Annotated in this window: 20 protein-coding genes; 19 read left to right on the forward strand and 1 reads right to left on the reverse strand. The window is 68.5% G+C overall.

Features of this window, described 5'->3' with window-relative positions:
- Positions 1-4: 4 nt before the first annotated feature.
- The 16 genes from ACGLHS_RS13710 to ACGLHS_RS13785 all read left to right on the forward strand — a co-directional run bounded on the left by ACGLHS_RS13710 (position 5) and on the right by ACGLHS_RS13785 (position 15,562).
- Positions 5-1,420 carry a cobyrinate a,c-diamide synthase gene (locus ACGLHS_RS13710; RefSeq protein WP_394480423.1) on the forward strand — a complete coding sequence of 472 codons (1,416 nt, stop codon included), beginning with the start codon at positions 5-7 and terminating at the stop codon, positions 1,418-1,420.
- Positions 1,410-1,982: a bifunctional adenosylcobinamide kinase/adenosylcobinamide-phosphate guanylyltransferase gene (locus ACGLHS_RS13715; protein ID WP_394480425.1), complete on the forward strand. Its 573-nt coding sequence runs from the start codon at positions 1,410-1,412 to the stop codon at positions 1,980-1,982. Before ACGLHS_RS13710 ends, ACGLHS_RS13715 begins: the two co-directional genes overlap by 11 nt.
- On the forward strand, positions 1,979-2,851 hold the full coding sequence (locus ACGLHS_RS13720; RefSeq protein ID WP_394480427.1) for an ABC transporter substrate-binding protein: 873 nt from the start codon (positions 1,979-1,981) through the stop codon (positions 2,849-2,851). Before ACGLHS_RS13715 ends, ACGLHS_RS13720 begins: the two co-directional genes overlap by 4 nt.
- Before the next feature lie 11 nt (positions 2,852-2,862).
- Positions 2,863-3,873 carry a FecCD family ABC transporter permease gene (locus ACGLHS_RS13725; RefSeq protein WP_394480429.1) on the forward strand — a complete coding sequence of 337 codons (1,011 nt, stop codon included), beginning with the start codon at positions 2,863-2,865 and terminating at the stop codon, positions 3,871-3,873.
- A complete protein-coding gene (locus ACGLHS_RS13730) occupies positions 3,870-4,655 on the forward strand; it encodes an ABC transporter ATP-binding protein (RefSeq protein ID WP_394480431.1) in 786 nt (261 codons plus the stop codon). Before ACGLHS_RS13725 ends, ACGLHS_RS13730 begins: the two co-directional genes overlap by 4 nt.
- A 380-nt stretch (positions 4,656-5,035) precedes the next feature.
- Positions 5,036-5,605, forward strand: coding sequence for a cob(I)yrinic acid a,c-diamide adenosyltransferase (cobO, locus tag ACGLHS_RS13735; RefSeq protein ID WP_013541785.1), 570 nt, complete (start codon positions 5,036-5,038; stop codon positions 5,603-5,605).
- Between the two features lie 5 nt (positions 5,606-5,610).
- Positions 5,611-6,309 carry a 5,6-dimethylbenzimidazole synthase gene (gene bluB / locus ACGLHS_RS13740; RefSeq protein WP_394480434.1) on the forward strand — a complete coding sequence of 233 codons (699 nt, stop codon included), beginning with the start codon at positions 5,611-5,613 and terminating at the stop codon, positions 6,307-6,309.
- Entirely contained in the window at positions 6,309-6,782 is a 474-nt protein-coding gene (locus ACGLHS_RS13745) for a MotA/TolQ/ExbB proton channel family protein (protein ID WP_093241296.1), read from the forward strand. Before bluB ends, ACGLHS_RS13745 begins: the two co-directional genes overlap by 1 nt.
- A complete protein-coding gene (locus ACGLHS_RS13750; protein ID WP_093241293.1) occupies positions 6,779-7,132 on the forward strand; it encodes a DUF2149 domain-containing protein in 354 nt (117 codons plus the stop codon). The genes ACGLHS_RS13745 and ACGLHS_RS13750 overlap by 4 nt, the downstream gene beginning before the upstream one ends.
- Positions 7,129-11,169, forward strand: coding sequence for a cobaltochelatase subunit CobN (cobN, locus tag ACGLHS_RS13755; RefSeq protein WP_394480437.1), 4,041 nt, complete (start codon positions 7,129-7,131; stop codon positions 11,167-11,169). Before ACGLHS_RS13750 ends, cobN begins: the two co-directional genes overlap by 4 nt.
- Positions 11,170-11,190: 21 nt before the next feature.
- Positions 11,191-12,168: an adenosylcobinamide-phosphate synthase CbiB gene (gene cbiB / locus ACGLHS_RS13760; protein WP_394480439.1), complete on the forward strand. Its 978-nt coding sequence runs from the start codon at positions 11,191-11,193 to the stop codon at positions 12,166-12,168.
- Complete coding sequence (locus ACGLHS_RS13765; RefSeq protein ID WP_394480441.1) at positions 12,165-13,187, forward strand: aminotransferase class I/II-fold pyridoxal phosphate-dependent enzyme; 1,023 nt, start codon at positions 12,165-12,167, stop codon at positions 13,185-13,187. Before cbiB ends, ACGLHS_RS13765 begins: the two co-directional genes overlap by 4 nt.
- A gap of 25 nt (positions 13,188-13,212) precedes the next feature.
- Positions 13,213-13,566, forward strand: a complete 354-nt coding sequence (locus ACGLHS_RS13770) for a CidA/LrgA family protein (RefSeq protein WP_394480443.1) — start codon at positions 13,213-13,215, stop codon at positions 13,564-13,566.
- Positions 13,567-13,630: 64 nt separating this feature from the next.
- The gene (locus ACGLHS_RS13775; protein WP_394481450.1) at positions 13,631-14,359 is read left to right on the forward strand and encodes an LrgB family protein; all 729 of its coding nucleotides are present in this window, start codon (positions 13,631-13,633) and stop codon (positions 14,357-14,359) included.
- A 61-nt stretch (positions 14,360-14,420) separates the two neighbouring features.
- On the forward strand, positions 14,421-15,011 hold the full coding sequence (locus ACGLHS_RS13780) for a GNAT family N-acetyltransferase (RefSeq protein ID WP_394480445.1): 591 nt from the start codon (positions 14,421-14,423) through the stop codon (positions 15,009-15,011).
- A gap of 77 nt (positions 15,012-15,088) precedes the next feature.
- A complete protein-coding gene (locus ACGLHS_RS13785) occupies positions 15,089-15,562 on the forward strand; it encodes an OsmC family protein (protein WP_394480447.1) in 474 nt (157 codons plus the stop codon).
- A 36-nt stretch (positions 15,563-15,598) separates the two neighbouring features.
- On the opposite strand, the gene ACGLHS_RS13790 is transcribed toward ACGLHS_RS13785, so the two are convergent.
- Positions 15,599-16,513: a LysR family transcriptional regulator gene (locus ACGLHS_RS13790; RefSeq protein WP_093241272.1), complete on the reverse strand. Its 915-nt coding sequence runs from the start codon at positions 16,511-16,513 to the stop codon at positions 15,599-15,601.
- Between the two features lie 237 nt (positions 16,514-16,750).
- Here ACGLHS_RS13790 and ACGLHS_RS13795 point away from each other — a divergent pair, with 237 nt between their 5' ends.
- The 3 genes from ACGLHS_RS13795 to ACGLHS_RS13805 all read left to right on the forward strand — a co-directional run bounded on the left by ACGLHS_RS13795 (position 16,751) and on the right by ACGLHS_RS13805 (position 22,349).
- Entirely contained in the window at positions 16,751-17,635 is an 885-nt protein-coding gene (locus ACGLHS_RS13795; protein ID WP_394480449.1) for an alpha/beta hydrolase, read from the forward strand.
- A gap of 147 nt (positions 17,636-17,782) precedes the next feature.
- Positions 17,783-19,033: an efflux RND transporter periplasmic adaptor subunit gene (locus tag ACGLHS_RS13800; protein WP_394480451.1), complete on the forward strand. Its 1,251-nt coding sequence runs from the start codon at positions 17,783-17,785 to the stop codon at positions 19,031-19,033.
- A 40-nt stretch (positions 19,034-19,073) separates the two neighbouring features.
- Positions 19,074-22,349 carry an efflux RND transporter permease subunit gene (locus tag ACGLHS_RS13805; RefSeq protein WP_394480453.1) on the forward strand — a complete coding sequence of 1,092 codons (3,276 nt, stop codon included), beginning with the start codon at positions 19,074-19,076 and terminating at the stop codon, positions 22,347-22,349.
- The last annotated feature ends 6 nt before the right edge of the window (positions 22,350-22,355 follow it).

A 22,355-nucleotide genomic window follows, 5' to 3' on the forward strand; every position in this document is an offset into this window, starting at 1 on the left:
ACCCTTGCAACGAAGCGGCGCCGACGGCGCCGCGGCCCCCGCCTGCGCCGCGGTGCTGGTGGCGGCCCCTGCCTCGGGGCAGGGCAAGACCACCGTCGCAGCCGCGCTCGCGCGGCTGCATGCACGCCAGGGCCGGCGCGTGCGGGCCTTCAAGTGCGGGCCCGACTTTCTCGATCCGCACTGGCTGGCGCTGGCCACCGGCGCACCGGTGCATTCGCTCGACCTGTGGATGACCGGCGAGGCCGATTGCCGCGCGCGCCTGCGTGCCGCGGCGGCCGAATGCGACCTGCTGATCGTCGAAGGTGTGATGGGCCTGTTCGACGGCACGCCGAGCGCGGCCGATCTGGCCGAGCGCTTCGGCCTGCCCGTGCTGGCGGTGATCGATGCGGGCGCCATGGCCGGCACCTTCGGCGCGCTGGCGTTCGGCCTGCAGAACTTCCGCCCCGGTTTGCCGTGGGCCGGCGTGCTGGCCAATCGCGTGGCCAGCGAGCGCCATGCGGACATGCTGAAAGACGCGTTGCGCGAGCCTTCGCAATGGCTGGGCGCCTTGCCGCGCGACCCGGCGTTCTCGCTGCCCGAGCGGCACCTGGGCCTGGTCCTGGCGGCCGAACTCGGGGACGCGATGGCGCGGCTCGACGCGGCAGCTGATGTGCTGGCCGCAACGCCGTTGGGCCGGATGCCGGTCGCACAACTGCCGCAGGTTCGCTTCGAAGCGGAAGCTTCGGTCGCGCCTACGCAGCCTCTGCTGGCCGGCCGCACCATCGCCATTGCGCGCGATGCGGCCTTCTCGTTCATCTACCCCGCGAACCTCGACGTGCTCACCGCGCTCGGTGCGCGGCTTTCCTTTTTCTCTCCGCTCGCAGGCGATGCCTTGCCGGCCTGCGATGCCGTCTGGCTGCCCGGCGGCTACCCCGAGTTGCATGCCCAAGTCCTGGCCGGGTGCACGCAGATGCGCGATGCGCTGGCCAGGCATGTCGCGGACGGCAAGCCGGTGTGGGCCGAATGCGGCGGCATGATGGCGCTGTTCGACGAACTGGCCACGCACGCCGATGCCACGCGCCCGCCAGACGTCCATCGGCTCTGGGGCCTGCTCCCGGGCCGCGCGACGATGCAAAAGCGGCTGGCCGGCCTCGGCCCGCAGCAGCTCACGCTCGGCAGCCACACCTTGCGCGGCCACACCTTCCACTATTCGAGCTGCGACACGCCGCTCGTGCCCGCCGCCCACACCGGCCGGCCCGATGCGGCTCAGGCCGCAGGCGCGCGCAGCGGCGAAGCCTTCTATGTGCATGGCCCGGTGCGCGCGAGCTATTTCCACGCATGGTTCGCCTCCAGCCCCGAAGCCACGGCGCGGCTTTTCGGCGCCATGCCGATCGAACTCGAAAGCCACGACGCCGAGAAGGAAGACAGCGATGCCCGTTGAACGTGAATTCATCCTCGGCGGCCAGAAGAGCGGCAAGTCGCGCCGCGCCGAGCAGCGCGCCATCGACTGGCTCGCCGCCGAATCGAAGGGCCGCCGTGCCGTGCTGATCGCCACCGCGCAGGCCTGCGACGACGAGATGCAGGAGCGCATCGTGCGCCATCAGGCCGACCGCGCCGAGCGCGTGCCCGGCATGCGGACCATCGAGGAGCCCATCGAGCTCGCGCGCGCCGTCGTCACGCAGAGCACGCCCGAGACGCTGGTGGTCATCGACTGCCTCACGCTCTGGCTCACCAACCTGCTGATGCCGATGGAAGACGCGCGGCCCGCCACGCGCACGCCGGCCACGCACGTCGCCATGCTGCTGATCGCACTGCGCGAGGCGCGCGGTCCCGTCGTGCTGGTCGGCAACGAAATCGGCCTCGGCGTGATTCCCCTGGGCCGCGAGACGCGCGCCTTCGTCGATGCGCTGGGCCGCCTGAACCAGGAAGTGGCCGCCGCCTGCGACCGCGTCACACTGATGGCGGCCGGCCTGCCGCTGAGCCTGAAAGCACCCGCTGCATGAAGAAGAAACTGATCCGCTCGCTGTCGTTCGCCTTTGGCCTGGCCGCATTTGCGCTGGGCGCGCACGCCTTCGACGTGGTCGACGAACGCGGCGTGACCGTGAGCCTGCCGCAACCGCCGCAGCGCATCGTCTCGCTGCTGCCGTCGCTCACCGAATCGGTCTGCGCGCTCGGCGCCTGCGCGCGGCTGGTGGGCGTCGACCGCTATTCGAATTCGCCCGAGCAGGTGAAGGCGCTGCCGCAGGTCGGCGGCGGGCTCGATCCGAACGTCGAGGCCATCGTCGCGCTCAAGCCCGATGCGGTGCTGCTCGCCAAGTCGTCGCGCGTCACGCAGCGGCTCGAAGCGCTGGGCATGAAGGTGCTGGTGCTCGAGCCCAAGAGCCATGCCGATGTGCGGCGCGTGCTCGACAAGCTCGACCAGGTGCTCGGCACGCACGAGGCACCCAAGGTCTGGCGCGTGATCGATGCCAGCGTGTCGGCCGCCGCGCAGTCGTTGCCGCCGAGCGCCAAGGGCTTGCGCGTGTACTTCGAAGTCAACAACGCGCCCTATGCGGCGGGCGAGTCGTCGTTCATCGGCGAAACACTCACGCGGCTCGGTGTGAAGAACATCGTGCCGACCGCGCTCGGCCCGTTCCCCAAGCTCAACCCCGAATACGTGGTGCGCGCCAACCCCGACCTCATCATGGTGAGCGTGCGCAGCGCGCAGGGGCTGGAGCAACGCCCCGGCTGGGCCGGCATCCGCGCGGTGCGCGAGGGCCGCATCTGCCGCTTCAGCGCGGAGCAGTCCGACGTGCTCGTGCGCCCCGGCCCGCGCATGGACGAGGCCGCACGCCTGATGGCGCAGTGCCTTGCCGACAAGGGCAAGAGGTGAGCGGGGCGCGCATGCACACCGCCCATCTGCGCCGCGTGCTGCTGCTCGGCATCGGCCTGCTGGTGCTGGGCGCCGCGCTGCTGCTGTTCGGCCTGGGCATCGGCAGCACCGGCTTCGAGAGCCTGCTGTCGGCGCGCCACGACCCCGTCGCGCTGCAGATCGTGTGGGACATCCGCCTGCCGCGCACGCTCGGCGCGTGGCTTGCCGGCGCGCTGCTCGGACTGGCGGGCGCGGTGGCGCAGGGGCTGTTCCGCAACCCGCTGGCCGACCCTTATCTGCTGGGCAGCGCCTCGGGCGCCTCGCTCGGCGTGGCGGTGGCGCTGCTGATGTTCGGTGGCTCGGCTGCGAGCATGCAGTGGGTGATGCGGCTCGGGCTCACGGGCGCGGCCTTTGTCGGCGCGGTGCTCGCGGTGATGCTCACGCTGATGCTGGCGCGCGGCGTGCAACAGACGCTGCGCCTGCTGCTCGCGGGCGTGATCGTCGGCGTGGTGCTCGGCGCCGCGAAAGACCTGATCACTATTGCGTCGGCCGACATCCTGCAGGCCATCCAGGGCTTCGTGCTCGGCAGCACCGGGCTGGTTGGCTGGAGCGCCTGCGCGGTGATGGCCATGGTCGGTGCGGTCTGTGTGCTGCTGGGCTGGGCGCTGGCGCCGGTGCTCGACGGGCTGGCGCTCGGCGAGGCCACCGCGCGCAGCCTGGGCCTGCCCTTGGGCGCGATGCGCGCGGCCCTCGTGGTGGTGCTGGCGCTGGCCACCGGCGCGGCCGTGGCGCAGACCGGGCTGATCGCTTTCGTCGGGCTGGCGGCGCCGCATCTCGTGCGCTCGATCGTCAAGACCACGCATGCGCGGCTGATCGTGCTGTCGACGCTGATGGGCGGCCTGCTGCTGATGGCGGCCGACCTGCTGGCGCGCTGGCTGATCGCCCCGCAAGAGCTGCCCGTGGGCGTGCTCACCGCCGTGCTCGGTGGCAGCTACCTGCTGTGGCTGATGCATCGCCGCAGCGCAAGAGGTGGCCTGGCATGAGCGACAACGACCTCGTTCCGGCCCTCGAAGCACGCGGCGTGAGCGCCACGCTCGGCATGACCGAGGTGCTGCATGGCATCGATCTGAGGCTTTCTTCCGCACGATGGACCAGCATCGTCGGGCCGAACGGCGCGGGCAAGTCGACGCTGCTCAAGGCGCTGGCCGGCCTGCTCGCGCACCGTGGCGAAGTGCGCCTGTTCGGTGAGGCGCAAGGAAAGATTCCGGCCCGCGTTCGCGCCCAGCGCCTCTCGTGGCTCGGCCAGAGCGGCTCGGGCGAGGGCAGTGCCGACGACCTGATGGTCTATGACATCGCCATGCTCGGGCGCCTGCCGCACCAGCGGTGGCTGGCAGCTCCGAGTCCGGCCGACCGAGAGGCCGTCGAGCGCGCGTTGCGCAGCACCCAGGCCTGGGACTGGCGCGACCGCCCGCTGGGCCAGCTCTCGGGTGGCGAACGTCAACGCGTGCTGTTGGCGCGGGCGCTGGCGGTCGAGGCCGATCTGTTGCTGATGGACGAGCCGCTCGCCAACCTCGACCCGCCGCATCAGGCCGACTGGATGCAGACCGCGCGCGCACTCGTTGCCGAAGGCAAGACGGTGGTGAGCGTGCTGCACGAACTGCCGATGGCGCTGGCCGCCGACGAACTGGTCGTGATGAACCTTGGCCGCGTGGTGCATCACGGAGATTGCGGCGACCCCGTCACGCATGCCGCACTGGAACAGGTGTTCGACCATCGCATCCGGGTGCATCGTGTGGCCGATCAATGGATCGCGTTGCCGTTATGAAATGCGCGGGCCAGCTCGTTGGTATGCGTAAGGGTCATTCAGGGCGCGCGCACGCCGACGGCGTACTCTGCTCCGCGAATGTCCCCCGGGGCTTCGCCCCTCCTCCTTTATTTCGCTGCGCAGAGCACACCATCGACGTGCGCGTTTTCAGAGCACTGGTTGATCAGCGAACACACCAGCAGCGTGCCCTTGTGCGAATGGCATCGGGTGCTCCCCGCAGCGAAATAAAGGAGGAGCGAAGCGGGGGACATTCGCGGAGGGGAGTACCCGATGTCATTCGCACGCGCCCCGAACGTCCACGCCCCTAACAACTGCCCAAAGAACACAGGATGCGACCCGCAGCCCGTAGCGGCAGCCAGCGCAACCGAATTGGAACCCTCATGCAAATAGAAACCCCTCCCAGCGAAAAACCCTACGAAAAGCCAGAAGGCGAACGCCGCGGCATCGTCATCGTCAATACCGGCGACGGCAAGGGCAAGAGCACCGCGGCCTTCGGCCTTGCGCTGCGCGCCCACGGACGCGGCAAGGCCGTGAAGATCTACCAGTTCATGAAAGTGCCCTCGGCGCGCTTTGGCGAACACCGCATGTTCGAGCAGATCGGCATTCCGATCGAAGGGCTCGGCGACGGCTTCAGCTGGAAGAGCCAGGACCTCGAACGCTCGGGTCAGCTCGCGCGCGACGGCTGGGAAAAAGCCAAGGCGGCCATCCTCTCGGGCGAGTTCTTCCTCGTCGTGCTCGACGAGATCACCTATCCGCTCATCTACGGCTGGCTGCCGCTCGAAGGCGTGCTCGAGACGTTGCGCGCGCGGCCCAAGCATGTGCACGTGGCGCTCACCGGCCGCCGCTGCCCGCCCGAGATCATCGAACTGGCCGACACCGTGACCGAGATGACCATGGTCAAGCACGCGTTCAAGGCCGGCATTCCTGCCCAGCGCGGTATCGAGGACTGAGCCCGATGGCGCAGGCATTTGCAGCCGATGAGGTGGACGCGGTCTACCGCGCCATCCACGAGCGGCGCGACATGCGCCACTTCGCGGGCGGAGAGGTCGCGCCCGATGTGCTGCGCCGTTTGCTCGAAGCCGCACACCACGCGCCCAGCGTCGGGTTCATGCAGCCGTGGCGCTTCATCCGCGTGCGCGGCCAGGCCTTGCGGCAGAGCCTGCACGACACCGTCGAGCGCGAACGCGTGCTCACCGCCCGCGCACTCGGCCAGCGCGAAGACGAGTTCATGCGCCTGAAGGTGCAAGGCCTGCTCGATGCAGCCGAGCTGCTGGTGGTGACGCTGGCCGACGGCCGCCAGAAGCACGTCTTCGGCCGCCGCACCTTGCCGCAGATGGACCTGGCCTCGGCCTCTTGCGCCATCCAGAACCTCTGGCTCGCGGCGCGCGCCGAAGGGCTGGGCATGGGCTGGGTGTCGCTGTTCGATCCGGCCGAGGTGTCGGTGCTGCTCGGCCTGCCGGACGATGCCGAGCCCATCGCCTTGTTGTGCCTGGGCCCGGTGCACGATTTCTATGAAGAGCCGATGCTGCAGCGCGAACGCTGGGCCCGGCGTGAGCCGCTGTCGGCGCTGGTGTTCGACGAATGCTGGGGCCGGGCGGCGGACCTGTTTGCCGATGGGCCGTCCATCAATCCATCGCCTGTGGAGCCCACCTGATGCTGGCCTTCGATACCGTCCTCTTCGAGCTGGCGCGCCTGTTCCTCTGGCCCGTGACGCTCGGCGTGCTGCTGTCCTTTGTCTATGCGGTGTATTGCCTCGGCGCCTTCGGCATCGAGTACCTGCAGCGCCGCCGCGACCCGGCGCGCGTGCTGACGCTGCAGCGCCATGCCGATGCGAGCCAGGAGCAGATGGAGCTGGTGGTGCTCAAGCAGCTCGAAGGCGTGCGCCTGTGCAGCCGCGTGGCGCCGATGCTGGGGCTGATCGCCACGATGATCCCGATGGGGCCGGCGCTGGTGGCCGTGGCTTCGGGCGAATCGCAGGGCGTGGCGCAGAGCCTGGCACCCGCGTTCGCGAGCGTGATCGTGGCGCTGGCTTCGGCCTCGATCACCTTCGTGGTCTACACCGTGCGCCGGCGCTGGCTGATGCGCGAGCTGGTGACGGTGCTCGATGCGCGGGACCGGCTGTCATGAGCAGGCGCCAGTTCTCGATATTGAGCAGCCTCGACAGCGATGACGACGACCCGGTGCTGTCGACCATCAACCTGATCGATGTGTTCATGGTGGTCATCGGCATGCTGATGATCGCGGTCATCAACAACCCGATGAATCCGTTCGCGCAGGACAAGCTGACCATCATCCGCCACGAGGGCCAGCCGGACATGGAGATCATCACGCGCGAGGGCCAGAAGATCACGCGCTTCAAGGCCAGCGGCGCGACGGGGCAGGGCGATGGCGAGAAGGCCGGCACCGCTTGGCGGCTGAAGGACGGCACGATGGTCTACGTGCCCGCCGATGCGGTGCCTGCGCAGGGCGGGAAGTGACGCGGCTCTTCTTCTGGCTCCTTCTGATGGGGCTGGGCTTCCTGGCGCCGGCACAGGCCGGGCAGACGGCGGCTTCGCGCGTCGTGGTGCTCAGTACGTCGCTGGTGTCTCCGGCGCGCGTGGTGCGGCTGCAGGCGGCCGCGCGCGAGGCGGGGCTGCCGATGCAGGTGGTGTCGGCTGCGCAGGATTCTCCTGAGGCGTTATCGGCCGCACTCGAAGGCGCGCGGCTGCTCGTGATTGACGCGCCGCACATCAGCGTGGCGCAGGCCGCTGCGGCGCGTTTCGGCGATGCGATCTCGCGCAGCGCCGTGCCCTATGTGCTGGTCGGTGAATTCGCGCTCGTGGCCAAGGGACAGGCTTCCAGCGCCCCTCCGTTGATGGCCGAGCGCGGCGTCGATGCCGCATGGGCGCAGCGCTTGCGCGAGTACTGGCGCTTCTCCGGTAGCGCGAACCTCGATGCGGCGATGAAGGCGATGGCGCAGGTGGGCGACCTCGCTGGCTTGCCCGCACCCGTGCCACTGCCGCTAGCTGGTCTCTATCACCCAGGCTGGCCGCGCATCGAAACCGACATCGCCGCGCTCGACCGCCTGCCGGGCGCGAGCGGCACGGTCGCCATAGCCATCAACAGCGCCACCGTGACCAGCGACGACACCGGCTGGCTCGACCACCTGATCGCCTCGCTCGAGCAGCGCGACCTGCGCGCCTATGCCTTCTACGGTCCGCGTCAGCAGAAAGACCTGTTCTTCCGCATGACCCACGGCGCGGGCGCAGACGAGAAGCGCGTGGCCGACCTGATCGTCAACGCCTCGCTGGTCTTCAGCCCCAACGAGCGCAAGGCCGAGCTGGAACGCATCGGCGTGCCCGTCCTCCAGACGCTGCCTTCGCTGGCGATGGACGCCACGCAGTGGGCGCAGAGCAAGGACGGGTTGGCGCAGACCGACATCGCGTCGTACTACAGCCCGAGCGAGCTGGCCGGCATGACCGATCCCATGCTCGTGAGCGCCCGCGATGCCGCGAGCGGCATGCTGCAGCCGCTGCCCGCGCAGATCGATGCGGTGGCGGGCAAGGCCGCCGCCATGCTGCGCCTGCAGCGCGCGCCCGCGGCGGACCGCCGTGTCGCGATGCTGGTCTACAACTACCCGCCGGGCGAGGCGAACTTCGGCGCCTCTTTCCTCAACGTGCCGCGCAGCGTGAACAACATGCTGGCGGCGATGAAGTCCGCGGGCTACCGCACGGACATCCCCGGCGCCGACACACTCATCGCGCAGGTGCAGGCCACGATGAAGGCCTACTACCCGAGGGCGCAGGGCGATTCGTTGCAACCGCTGCTCGACAGGGGGCTGGCCGATGCGCTGCCGCTGTCGCACTATGTCGCGTGGTTTCGCGCGCTGCCAGCGGACACGCAGCGCCGCATCGAAACCTACTGGGGCCCGCCCGAGAAGTCGACCATGCTGCGCCCCGTTGCGGGCGAGCCGTCTTTCGTGATCCCGCGCGTGCAGTTCGGCAACGTGGTCGTGCTGCGCCAGCCGCCGCGTTTCGAGCCCGGCACGCAGATGGCGGGCAAGGCCGAGCAGGTGTACCACCGCTCGGCCATTCCGCTGAGCCACGGCTACCTGGCCACCTACCTGTGGCTGCGCACGCAGTTCGGTGCCAGCGCGGTCGTGCACGTGGGCACGCACGGCACGGTCGAATGGTCGGCGGGCAAGGAGCGCGGGCTTTCGGTACAAGACGATCCGCTGCTTGCGCTCGGTGACCTGCCCAACGTCTATCCGTACATCATGGACAACCTCGGCGAGGCCACCACCGCCAAGCGCCGGGGGCGCGCGACGATGGTGAGCCACTCGACGCCGATGTTCGCGCCTGCAGGCTTTCGCCCCGGCGTGCAGGCGATGCACGAGCGCATGCACGACTGGGAGACGCTGTCGCCCGGCCCGGTGAAGACGGCGATGGAACGGCAGCTCACGGGCGAGTTCGTCGAACAGCATTTCGACCGCGACCTGAAATGGACGCCGACACAGATCCGCGCCGACTTCGCAGGCTTCATTGCCGTGCTGCACCCGTACCTCGATGAACTGGCGCAGACCGCGCAGCCGCTGGGCCTTGCGACCTTCGGGCAGGCCCCGGATGCGGAGCGCCGTCGCATGACGATCCTGCAGATCCTCGGCAAGCCGCTGGTGGAAGCCTTGGGCGAAGACATCGACGAAGCCTTCCTGATCGACGCGAAGAACGTGGCCGCCTCGCGGCCGGCACGCTGGGTCGAACTCGCCCTGACGGATGCGCAAGCAGCCGGTGCCATGGGCAAGACGCCCGCCGACGTGCAACGCCTTCTCGCACTCGCCCAGCGCACGCAGAAGCTCGATGGCGTGCTCGCGCACAACGAGGAAATCAATGGCCTGCTGACCGCGCTCGACGGCCGCTACCTCAAGGCCAGCTACGGCGGCGACCCGGTACGCAACCCCGACAGCCTGCCGACCGGCCGCAACCTCTACGGTTTCGATCCGAGCCGCGTGCCCACGCGAGCGGCCTGGGAGACCGGCGTGGCCGCGATGGATGTCTGGATCGCCGAACACGCGAAGACCCACGCTGGCAAGGCACCCGAAAAGATCGCCTTCACGCTCTGGGCCGGCGAGGCATCGCGCCATCAGGGCGTGCTGGAAAGCCAGGCCTTCTATGCCATGGGCGTGAAGCCGCGTTGGGACGACGCCGGCCGCATGACCGGCATCGACGTGATCCCCGCGCAGGTGCTGGGCCGTCCGCGCATGGACGTGCTGGTCAGCGTCACCGGCTCCTACCGCGACCAGTTCCCGAACGTGATGCGCTGGCTCGACGAGGCGGTGCAACAGGTGGCCGCATTGCCCGAGGCCGGCAACGCCGTCGCACGGCACAGCGAGACGCTGGCGCGCAAGCTGCGCGCGGAAGGCGCGACGCCGGCCGAGGCCGCGCGCTGGTCGACCGCGCGCGTGTTCTCGAACGAGCAGGGCAGCTACGGCGCCGGGCTCGAAGAGGCTGCGCTGGCGAGCGACGTGTGGGCCAATCAGCGGCGGGGCGGTGGCGACGCGCAGATGGCGCAGCTCTACATCGACCGCATGGGACACGCCTACGGCAAGGGCCTCGATGGCGTGGCGCGCCCCGGCGCCTATGCGAGCAACCTCGTGCAGGTCGATGCGGCGCTGATGGCGCGCAGCTCCAACCTCTACGGCGTGCTGACCAACGACGACCCGTTCCAGTACCTGGGCGGCATCGCGCAGGCCGTGCGGCAACTCACGGGCAAGGACCCCGCGCTCTACGTGCAGAACCTGCGCGATGGCAGCGCGGTGCGCACCGATACGGCCGCCGGCGCCATCGCGCGCGAGATGCAGACGCGCTACCTGCACCCGCAGTGGATCGCGGCGCAGAAGGCCGAGGGCTACAGCGGCACGCTGCAGGTCTTGAAGACGGCGCAGTTCCTGTGGGGCTGGCAGGTCACGGCCCCGGGCACCGTGCGGCAGGACCAGTGGCAATCGCTGCACGAGGTCTATGTGCGCGACAAGTACAAGCTGGGCACGCGCGAATGGCTGGAAGGCGACAACCGCGCCGCCTTCGCGCAGACGCTGGAACGCATGCTCGATGCGGTGCGGCTGGACTACTGGAAGCCGGACGCGAAGACCCGGCGCGAGCTGGCACAGGCTTATTCGGAGGCGGTGCGTGCCACCGGGATGCGTGAACGAAACACGGCGGTGCAGCGGTTTGCGCAGGCGGAGTTGTCATCGGCTGCGACACCCGTGGCGCCGAAGTTGAATGCGCCGGTGGTGCCCGTGGTCGTCGCTTCGCCATCTGCTGCACCCGCTCCTGCGCCTGAGCCCACAACGCCGACAGCCGAGCCGGCTCCGGACAGCACGCAGCCCGTCACCGGCCTCAAGCTCGAACCCGCAGCCGACGCGGCACCTGCGCCCACGGCCGACACGCTCGTCTTCCGCTTCTGGATCGCATTTGGTGCAGCGCTGCTGGTGGCGCTCGGTGCGTGGATGCAGTGGCGACGCGGCAAAGCCCCCGCCTGATTCGCGAGAATGGCGGCTCTCATGCCCCACACCACCCTTGAATATGCCCTTGCCGTCGTCGCCGCCCTGTGGCTCGCGCTGGCCATCGACCGCTGGTTCGGGGAACCGCCCGCGCGCTGCCATCCGGTCGTGTGGATGGGGCAGTACCTCGGGTGGATCGGCTCGCGTGTCGCGCCATGGCCGAAAGATGCGAAGCGCATCGATCTGCCGGCTTTCTTCATCGGTGCGCTGACCTGGTGTGTGGGCGCAGCCGCCGTCGGTGGCGTGGCCATGATGTTGCAGGGGCTGCTCATGACGTGGCTGCCCTTGTGGGCCATGGCCGTGCTGCTGGGCCTGTTGCTGAAGCCGCTCTTTGCATGGCGCATGCTGCGCGATGAGGTGCTGGCGGTCGATGCCGCGCTGGCCGTGTCGCTCGACGCCGGTCGCAAGCAGCTGGCGAGGCTGGTGAGCCGCGATGTCTCGCAGCTCAGCGAACGTGAGGTGCGCGAGAGCGCCATCGAATCGCTCGCCGAAAACCTCAACGATTCGCTGGTGGCCCCGCTGTTCTGGTTCGTGCTGCTGGGCCTGCCGGGTGCGGCGGTCTACCGTTTCGCCAACACGGCCGATGCCATGTGGGGCTACCTCGGCGAGCGCAATGGGCGTGACTGGACATGGTTCGGCAAATGGGCCGCACGCGTCGACGATCTGCTCTCGTGGTTGCCGGCGCGGCTCACTTCGCAGTTGCTCATGCTCGCGGCATGGCGCTGGCCGATGGGCCTGACCGACGAAGCGCGCCGCACGCCGTCGCCCAACAGCGGTTGGCCGATGGCGACGATGGCGCTGCTGCTGGGCGTGCGGCTCGCCAAGCCCGGTGTCTATGCATTGAATGCCGAAGGCCGCGCGCCGACCGCCGCCGACATGCAGCGCACTGCGCAGCTCGGCGGGCGGGCCGTTTTCGCTGTGGCTGTCCTGGCATCGCTGGTTATCGTGGCGGCTGCAGGCTGGAGGTGGTGGGCATGACATCAGATCGCTCCGCCGACGCCGTGCACGGCGGCCCCGACGAATCCGGTGCCGCGCCGCACGACTTCTCGACCAACGGCAACGCGGTGGGCTCGTGCCCTGCCGCCGTGGCCGCGATCCGCGCCGCCGATGCCGCTCACTACCCGGACCCGCGCTACACGGCGCTGCGCGCGAGGCTCGCGCGCTTTCATGGCGTGGCGACCGAACGTATCGTGATCGCGGCGAGTGCGAGCGAGCTCATCCACCGCATCAGTGCCGCTGTTGCACAAGGCGGTGGCTCGCAGGTCTGGTTGCCGGCGCACAGCTACGGCGACTACGAGCGCGCGGCGCAGGCCTGGGGCTTGCAGTCGGTGCGTGCGCCGGCATCGCACGCGTCCGCAGCGCTTCGCTGGTGCTGCGAACCGTCGAGCCCGCTGGGACAGGCGCAGGCCGATCTGGTGCAGCACGCCGAAAGCACCAACGGCATCTGCGTGCTCGACATGGCCTATGAGCCGTTGCGCCTCGAAGGCCGCGCATCGCTCGATGCGGCGCAGCGCGACCGCGTCTGGCAGTTGTGGACGCCGAACAAGGCCATGGGCCTCACCGGCATCCGCGCCGCCTATGCCATCGCACCCGATGGCGAAGACGCCGTACCGCTGCTGCAGCGTCTGGACCGGCTCGCGCCGTCGTGGCCGTTGGGCATGCACGGCGTCGCGCTGCTCGAAACCTGGACCGGCGACGAAGCGCAGGCCTGGCTCGCGCAGAGCCTGCAGACCCTGCGCGTGTGGAAGGCCGAACAGCGTGCCGTCTGTGAATTGCTGGGGTGGCACTGCCTGCCCAGCGACGGCAATTTCTTCTGTGCGCGAACCGACCGGTCGTATCCCCCGCTGGCCGCTGCGCTGCGCGCCGAGGGCATCAAGCTGCGCGACTGCGCCTCCTTCGGCTTGCCAAGCCATGTGCGCCTGGGCGTCCTGCCACCGCAGAGCCAGCAGGCCCTGAAAGAGGGCTGGACACGTGCCACCGCTTCCAACGAACATTGATCGAACGGATAACCAGAAAAACACGATGCTCTACGCCATCACCACGCTCTTTCTTTGCCAACTGGCCGGCGAATTGCTCGTGCAGTGGCTCAGCCTGCCGATCCCCGGACCGTTGATCGGCATGGTGCTGCTGTTCGTCGGGTTGCTCGTGCGCGGCGGCGTGCCGCAGGTGCTGACCGACACCTCGGGCCATCTGCTGCGCAACCTGATGCTGCTGTTCATTCCCGCGGTGACGGGCGTCATGCTGCATTTCGAGCGGGTAGGGCGCGAGTGGCTGCCCTTTCTTGCCGCCGGCATCGTGGGCGCGGCCTTCACCATGACCGTGACCGCGCTCACGTTCCGCTGGATGATCCGCGTCACCGGCAAGGACGCTGAATGAGCGCCGCGCCGGGCCGCCCCGAGCAAGCTCGCACCGCAGCGCGAAGCGCGGAGGTTTTTCAATGATGACCGCGCCTGCCAAGCTCTCCGAAATCTGGGTCTTCCTCGCCCAGTCGCCGCTGCTGTGGCTGTCGCTCACGCTGCTGGCCTACCTCGGCGCACTGTGGCTGCACACGCGCAGCGGGCGCAACCCGATGGTGAATCCGGTACTGGTGTCGGTCATCGTCATCGTGGGTGTGCTGCTCGCCACGCGCACGCCCTACGACACGTATTTCGAGGGCGCGAAGTTCGTGCACTTCCTGATCGGTCCGGCCACCGTAGCGCTGGCGGTGCCGCTCTACAGCCAAGTGGGCCGGCTGCGGCGGCTGTGGCTGCCGATCGGCGTGGCGCTGCTGGTGGGTTCGGTGGCGGCCATCGTGTCGGCCATCGGCATCGCGTGGGTGCTGGGTGGTTCGCACGAGCTGATCATGTCGCTCGCGCCCAAGTCGGCCACCATGCCCATCGCCATGGGCGTGGCCGAAAAGATCGGCGGGCTGCCGTCGCTCGCGGCCGTGGCGGCGGCCATTGCCGGCATCTCGGGCGCGATCATGGCGACCGGCCTGTTGAACCTGCTGCGCATCAAGGAGCCGGCGGTGCGCGGCTTCGCGGTTGGCTTGGCCGCGCACGGCATCGGCACGGCGCGCGCCATCCAGGTCAACGAAACGGCGGGCGCGTTCTCCGCGCTGGCCATGGGGCTGAACGGCATCGCGACGGCCTTGCTGGTGCCGCTGCTCGTGAAGCTGCTGGGCGCATGAGGGCTGCACGCGAACGTCGCAGGCAGGCGCGCACCGCGGTGCGAAGCACGGAGGCGACCCCATGAGCAAGATGCCGCGCGCGGATGTCACGCCTCGCCCGATGGAACTGGTCTGGCCGTCGAAGGCCGGCCTGGGCAGCTATGTCTCGGCCCTGAACCGGGGTTGGGCGCGGGACGAATCGCGCCCCGAGTCGGGCTCCGAAGAGCGGGCCCTGATCGAGGCCGATGCCGCGCTGTTCCTGGCGAGCCTGGTGGACCGCGACGCCAAGGGCCCGCCCGTCACGATGCCCGACGGCTCGCAGGTGCCGCGCCTGCCGGGCTACAAGTGCTGGATGTGGGACGGCGAGTTCTGCGGCAGCATCGACCTGCGCTGGCAGCCGGGCACCGAGGCCTTGCCCGCCTACTGCCTGGGGCACATCGGCTACAGCGTCGTGCCATGGAAGCAGCGCAGGGGCTATGCGACACAGGCGCTCGGCGCCATGCTGAAGCGGGCGGCGGGCGAAGGGCTGCGCTGGGTCGAGGTCACGACCAGCCCCGACAACTTCGCGTCGCAGAAGGTGATCGAGGCCAACGGCGGGTTGCTGGTCGAGAGCTTCATCACCTCGCCGAGCCAGGGCAGCCTGACGAAGTTTCGCTACCGCATCGATCTCTGAACCCGGGCCGCCCCGGCATCGCCATGGCGCGGCCGTGGCGCAAAATTGCGCTCCCCCAACGCGTCGGAGCGCAACCCATGGCCCAGTACACCGCAGAAATCCTCTGGCAGCGAGGCGAGCAGGATTTTCTCGGCAACACCTACAGCAGGCGGCATTCGCTGCGTTTCGACGGCGGTGCGGAAGTGCCGGGTTCTTCGTCGCCGCACGTGGTGCCGCTGCCGATGTCCGATGCGTCGGCCGTCGATCCGGAAGAGATGTTCGTCGCCTCGCTGTCGAACTGCCACATGCTGTGGTTTCTCACCATGGCGGTGAAGCGCAAGTTCGTCGTCGACCGCTACTTCGATGCGGCCATCGGCGTGATGGAGAAGAACGCCGAAGGCAAGACCGCGATGACGGTGGTCACGCTCCGGCCGCAGGTGACGTTCTCGGGCGCGAACATGCCGACGCGCGAGCAGATCGACCAGATGCACCACCGGGCGCATGAAGAGTGCTTCATCGCCAATTCGGTGAAGACCGAGGTGCGCTGCGAGCCGGTCTACCGAGACTCTTGACCGGCCGCGGCCCTTGCAGGCCGCGTGCAGGCGGATTCAGCGGCGCTGCAGGCGCGGGTTCTTGGCGAACAGCTCGGCCGCCCAGTCGACGAAGGCCCGCACCTTGGCGCTCAGGTGGCGATTGGGCGGGTAGACCACGTGGATCGGCAACGGCTCGCGGGTCCAGTCGGACAGCACCTCGACCAGCGCGCCGCTTTCCAGCAGCGGATCGGCCATGAAGGTGATGCACTGCGAAATGCCGAAGCCGCCGAGCACCGCCGCCATGTGGGCATTGCTTTCGTTGACCGACACGCGGTAGGGGCCGTTCAGCTCGATGCGCTCGTCGCCCTTCTGGAACTCGTGCGGGTACACGCGCCGCGTGGTGCCCGAGAAGTAGCTCACCACGTGGTGGCGCTTCTCGATGTCGTTCGGGTGCTGCGGCGTGCCGTAGCGCTTGATGTAGGCCGGCGACGCCACGGTGACGAAGTGCAGCGTGCCGATGCGGCGCGCCACCAGCGACTGGTCGCTGAGTTCGCCGGCGCGCAGCACGCAGTCGACGTTGTCGCTGATCAGGTCCACCGTGCGGTCGCTCACGCCCAGGTCGACCTGGATGTCGGGGTAGCGGTCGCAGAAAGTGGCCAGGGCGGGCAGGATGATCTGCTGCGCCACCGAGGTGCCCACGTCGATGCGCAACCGGCCCGTGGGGCTGGCCTGCGCATTCGTCATGCTGGCTTCCATGTCGTCGAAGTCGTTCAGCAGGCGCGCCGCCCGCTCGAAGTAGGCCGCGCCGTCGGGCGTGACCGTGACGCGGCGCGTCGTGCGATTGAGCAGCTTCACCCGCAGGCGCGATTCCAGCGCCTGGATCTGCTTGGTGACGGTGCCCTTGGGCAGGGCGAGCGAGTCGGCGGCCCGGGTGAATGTGCCGGCTTCCACGACGCGGACAAAGATCCGCATGGCCTGGATTTGATCCATTGAATGCCTGTTCTGGGATACCCGGCCCACACCGGGGGGAGCGGATTCTCACATAAGCGGGTAATCCCCTAAGACCCGTTCGAAGGGAGACCTTGCCGCACGGACGCCGGGCGCCAAACCGACCCGATGTGCATCCGATTGTTAGCTGTTTGGAAACAGAGTAGGGGCATGTTCCCTGTTTAACGGCACAGTGGGCGACTTATATTTCAACCATCGCCCATTCCCCCGAGGTCGCCCATGTCACCCGCTCCATCGTCCCGCTCTGCCGAAGCTGCTGCTCTCGCCGCGGCACAAGGCGTGGAAGCCGATCTGTCGATCGAGTTGCCCGGCCGCGCGCCGGTCGGTGCGCGTGTCTATGGCCAGCGTGCCCGGGGTGAAACGGTGCCGCTGGTGCTGCACTTCCATGGTGGCACCTTCATTTGCGGCAACCTGGACAACGGTCGCAACGTGGCGCGGCTGTTGGCGGGTTCGGGTGCAGTGGTGGTCTCGCTGGCATACCCGCTGGCGCCCGAGTCGCCGTTCCCGGAACCGATCGAAGTCGGCTATGCCGCCCTCGAATGGCTCTACAAGCAACGCGTCAAGCTCGGTGGCAAGGGTGCGCAGGTGTACCTGGCTGGCGAAGAAGCCGGCGGCAACCTCGCTGCCGCAGTGGCGCTCATCGCCCGCGACCGCGCGCATCCGCCGTTGGCAGGCCAGATCCTGCTGTCGCCCATGCTCGATCCGTGCGCCGGTACGGCCTCGCTGCGCAAGGCCACCAACGATGCGCCCGAATGCCGCTGGGCCACGGGCTGGGAGAAGTACCTCAGCTGCCCCTCGAACGCCACGCACCCCTACGCGGTGCCGAGCGGATCGCTGCGGCTGTCGGCCCTGGCGCCCGCGCTGGTGCTGGTCGGCACGGACGACGCCATGCGCGACGAGGCGCTGACCTTTGCGGGCCGCCTGCGTGCCGCCGGCATCGAGGTTACGAGCAGCGTGCTGCCCAGTGCCAGGGATTGGCCGAAGGCGCTGTACGACACCGAGAGCAACGCCTGTGTGGCCTGTGAAGCCACCGTGCAGCAGCACTTCCGCGAATTCTTCAGTGCGACCACGCCGCCTCCTGCGGCGCCCAACCACCCCAGCTAGTTCCAGCCCGCCCAGGCTGCCTGATTGACACGCTGCCAGCGCGGCAGCGTGCAAGGGCCCCTTTTTCCCCGAAATCCGCCTCCCGGTGCCGAAAAGCGCCGGGGTGGCCTGTTGCATCCCAAAAGTCATCGAGAAGGACGAACCATCATGTCGAACAACAAGCAAAAGCTCTCTTCCGTGGCCCGCAAGGGCCTCTGGCCCGCCGTCACGGGCGTGACCGCGCTGCTGGCCGTGGCGGCCGCCGTGCTGGGCATGCACAGCTTCAAGGCCGAGGCCACGGCGCCGGTGGCTGCACAGCAGGGCACGCCGGTGTCGGTGGCCATCGTGGCGTCGAGCGAGATCAATGCCTGGGACGAGTTCTCGGGCCGGCTCGAAGCCGTCGAGCGCGTCGACGTGCGGTCCCGCGTGGCAGGGGCGGTGCAGTCGGTGCATTTCCGCGAAGGCGCGCTGGTCAGGCAGGGCGACCTGCTGGTCACCATCGACCCCGCGCCGTACGCGGCCGAGGTCGAACGTGCCGAAGCGCAAGTGGCATCGGCGCAGGCCCGCCAGTCGTTCAGCCGCAGCGAGCAGGAGCGTGCCAAGCGCCTGTGGGACGACAAGGCCATTGCCCAGCGTGAATACGACGAGCGTGTGAACGCCGGCCGCGAAGCCGAAGCCAATCTGCGTGCGGCACAGGCCTCGCTGCAGACCGCGCGCCTGAGCCTGGGCTACACGCAGGTGCGCGCCCCGGTGTCGGGCCGCATCGGCAAGATCGAGGTGACGGTGGGCAACCTGGTGGCGGCCGGTCCTGGCGCCCCGGTGCTGACCACGCTGGTGTCGGTGAGCCCGATCTACGCGAGCTTCGACGCCGACGAACAAGTCATCACGCGGGCCCTGAAAGACCTGCCGAGCGGATCCAGCGCGCGCGGCCAGATCGACACCATTCCCGTGCAGATGGGCACCGCCGGCCTCGACGGCACACCCTACACCGGCAAGCTGCAGCTGATCGACAACCAGGTCGACGCCAAGAGCGGCACGGTGCGCGTGCGCGCCTCGTTCGACAACAAGGACGGCTCGCTCATCCCCGGCCAGTTCGCCCGCATCCGCATGGGCCAGGCACGCAACGACACGGCGCTGCTCGTGAGCGAACGCGCCATCGGCACCGACCAGAACAAGAAGTTCGTGATGGTCGTGGGTGACGACAACAAGGCCGCCTACCGCGAAGTGGCGCTGGGCGCTTCCATCAACGGCCTGCGCGTCGTGAGCAAGGGCCTGAAGGCGGGCGACCGCATCGTGGTCAACGGCCTGCAGCACATCCGCCCGGGTGCGCTGGTGGTGCCGCAGCAAGTGACCATGGACGCCAAGGCCGACACGAAGCAACAACAACCGGAACGCGTGGCCGAGGCCGCGAAGTCCTGAAACCGGAGGGGAGCGCACCCGCGCTCACCGGAGAACCAACATGAATCTCTCTAAATTCTTCATCGACCGGCCGATCTTTGCCGGCGTGCTGTCGCTATTGATGCTGATAGCCGGCCTGATCGCGCTGCGTGGGCTGCCGATCTCGGAGTACCCGGAAGTCGCGCCGCCTTCGGTGGTGGTGCGCGCCCAGTACCCCGGCGCCAATCCGAAGGTGATCGCCGAAACCGTGGCCACGCCGCTCGAAGAGCAGATCAACGGCGTCGAAGGCATGCTCTACATGGGCAGCCAGGCAACGACCGACGGCGTGCTCACGCTCACCGTCACGTTCCGCCTGGGCACCGATCCCGACAAGGCACAGCAACTGGTGCAGAACCGCGTCTCGCAAGCCGAGCCGCGCCTGCCTGAAGAAGTGCGGCGCCTGGGCATCACGACCGTCAAGAGCGCGCCCGACCTGACGATGGTGGTCCACCTCGTCTCGCCGAACAACCGCTACGACATCAACTACCTGCGCAACTACGCGGTGCTGAACGTGAAGGACCCGCTCGCGCGCATCGAAGGCGTGGGCCAGGTTCAGATCTTCGGCGGCGGCGACTACTCCATGCGCGTCTGGCTCGACCCGCAGAAGGTCGCGCAGCGCGGCCTCTCGGCGAGCGACGTGGTGGCTGCCATCCGCGGCCAGAACGTGCAGGCCGCGGCCGGCGTGGTCGGCGCTTCGCCGGGCCTGTCGGGCGTGGACATGCAACTGTCGATCAATGCGCAAGGGCGCCTGCAGAGCGAAGAAGAGTTCGGTGACATCATCGTCAAGAGCGGCACCGACGGCGCCGTCACGCGTCTTCGCGACATCGGTCGCCTCGAAATGGGCGCCGCCGACTACTCGCTGCGTTCGCTGCTGAACAACGACCCAGCCGTCGGCATGGGCGTGTTCCAGGCACCGGGCTCCAACGCGCTCGACATCTCGGCCAACGTCCGCAAGACGATGGAAGAGCTGAACAAGAACATGCCCGAGGGCCTGGAATACCGCATCGCCTACGACCCGACGCAGTTCGTGCGTGCGTCGATCGAATCGGTGATCCACACGCTGCTCGAAGCCATCATGCTGGTGGTGCTCGTGGTCATCCTGTTCCTGCAGACGTGGCGCGCGTCGATCATTCCGCTGCTGGCCGTGCCGGTGTCGGTGATCGGTACCTTCGCGGTGCTGCATGTGCTCGGCTTCTCGATCAACGCGCTGAGTTTGTTCGGGCTGGTGCTGGCCATCGGCATCGTGGTGGACGACGCCATCGTGGTGGTGGAAAACGTCGAGCGCAACATCGAGGCGGGGCTCACGCCACGTGAAGCAACGTACCGTGCGATGCGCGAAGTGTCGGGCCCCATCATCGCGATCGCGCTGGTGCTGGTGGCCGTGTTCGTGCCGCTGGCTTTCATCAGCGGCCTCACGGGCCAGTTCTATCGCCAGTTCGCGGTGACCATCGCGATCTCGACGGTGATCTCGGCGATCAACTCGCTCACGCTGTCGCCCGCGCTCGCCGCCTTGCTGCTGCGCGGCCATGACCAGCCCAAGGACGCACTGACGCGCGGCATGGACAAGGCCTTCGGCTGGCTGTTCCGCGGCTTCAACAAGCTGTTCCATCGCGGTTCGGAGGCCTACAGCGGCGGCGTGAAGAACGTCATCTCGCGCAAGGCGCTGATGCTCGGCATCTACGTCGCGCTCATCGCAGTGACCTTCGGTCTCTTCAAGGCGGTGCCCGGCGGCTTCGTGCCGGCGCAGGACAAGCAATACCTGATCGGTTTTGCCCAGCTGCCCGATGGCGCCACGCTCGACCGCACCGACGAAGTGATCCAGCGCATGGGCGAGATCATGAAGAAGAACCCGAACGTGGAAGACGCCATCGCCTTCCCGGGCCTGTCGATCAACGGCTTCACCAACAGCTCGAACTCGGGCATCGTGTTCGCCACGCTCAAGCCCTTCGACCAGCGCAAGCGCCCCGACCAGAGCGGCGGTGCCGTGGCGGGCCAGCTCAATGGCGCCTTCGCCGGCATCCAGGACGCGTTCATCGTGATGTTTCCGCCGCCCCCAGTGGCGGGCCTGGGCACCACGGGTGGCTTCAAGCTGCAGCTGGAAGACCGTGCCTCGGTCGGCTACGACCAGATGGACGCTGCAGTGAAGGCCTTCATGGCCAAGGCACAGCAGGCGCCCGAGCTGGCCGGCATGTTCACGAGCTGGCAGGTCAACGTGCCGCAGCTGTATGCCGACATCGACCGCACCAAGGCCCGCCAGCTCGGCGTGCCGGTGACGGACATCTTCGACACCATGCAGATCTACCTGGGCAGCCTGTACGCCAACGACTTCAACAAGTTCGGCCGCACGTACAGCGTGCGCGTCCAGGCCGATGCGCCTTACCGCGCCCGTGCCGAAGACGTGGGCCTGCTGAAGGTGCGTTCGACCTCGGGCGAGATGGTGCCGCTGGCCGCGCTGATGAAGGTCAATTCGACCTTCGGCCCGGAACGCGCCATGCGCTACAACGGCTATCTGGCCGCCGACATCAACGGTGGCCCGGCCCCCGGCTATTCGTCGGGCCAGGCACAGGACGCGATCACCAAGATCGCGGCCGAGACGCTGCCCAAGGGCGTGAGCTTCGAGTGGACCGAGCTGACCTACCAGGAGATCCTGGCCGGCAACTCCGCCTTCCTGGTGTTCCCGCTGGCCATCCTGCTGGTGTTCCTGGTGCTTGCCGCGCAGTACGAGAGCCTGACGCTGCCGATCGCGATCATCCTGATCGTGCCGATGGGCATCATGGCCGCGATGGCGGGCGTGTGGATCTCGGGGGGCGACAACAACGTCTTCACGCAGATCGGGCTGATCGTGCTGGTGGGGCTGAGTGCGAAGAACGCGATTCTGATCGTGGAGTTCGCACGGGAGCTCGAGTTCGCCGGCAGAACGCCCATCCAAGCGGCCACCGAAGCCAGCCGCCTGCGCCTGCGCCCGATTCTCATGACCTCGCTGGCCTTCGTGATGGGCGTGCTGCCCCTCGTGCTGTCGACCGGCGCGGGTTCCGAGATGCGCAAGGCCATGGGCGTGGCGGTGTTCGCCGGAATGATCGGCGTGACGGCCTTCGGCCTGTTCCTGACGCCGGTGTTCTACGTGCTGCTGCGCCGCCTGGCGGGCAACCGGCCGCTCAAGCTGCATGGCGAAGTGCCGCATGGCGACGACTTCGTGTCGGCCGACCATCCGGTGGCTCCGGCCCACGGCGGCTCGGGCGGTGGCGGCCTGCACCCGGTGCCTGCGTCGCCGCGCCCCTCGCACGGCTCGCATGACTGATCGAGA

This window comes from Variovorax sp. VaC1 (genome assembly GCF_043658315.1).
GTDB lineage: Bacteria > Pseudomonadota > Gammaproteobacteria > Burkholderiales > Burkholderiaceae_C > Variovorax.